The 288-nt window shown below is 61.5% G+C and carries 1 protein-coding gene; it reads left to right on the top strand.

Going from position 1 to position 288, the window contains the following annotated elements; genetic code table 11:
• Positions 1-32: 32 nt before the first annotated feature.
• A partial coding sequence (locus tag AF337_RS29715; protein WP_152971235.1) for a hypothetical protein occupies positions 33-288 on the top strand: 256 nt, incomplete at its 3' end.

Here is a 288-nt window from a genome sequence, read left to right as displayed (position 1 = left end):
CGATCCAGCTCGCGGGACCGGCAGCAAAGCCGATGTTGACACATCCGAATTGGTATTCGGCCCCGGCGTTCAAGGAACTGATCGAAGCAGCGCGCGGCACGGCGCAAGACCTTGCAAATCTGTTCGGCGTCGAGTTGTGTAACGCATCCGGAGATCCGGTTGAGCGAGGTCAATCGGACGCGTCGGAGCGTTACATCGACCCTGAAGCGCCCGCATCCGAACTCTCGCTCGACATGCTGAACCGTCTTGCTCCGCCGCCACCGAAGCTCTTGCCGGTCCCCGAGGATT

Origin of the sequence: Rhizobium ecuadorense (genome assembly GCF_001187535.1) — a bacterium.
Lineage (GTDB): Bacteria > Pseudomonadota > Alphaproteobacteria > Rhizobiales > Rhizobiaceae > Rhizobium > Rhizobium ecuadorense.
The sequence above is the reverse complement of the archived record's forward strand: the minus strand, read 5'-3'. Positions and strand labels throughout refer to the sequence as shown.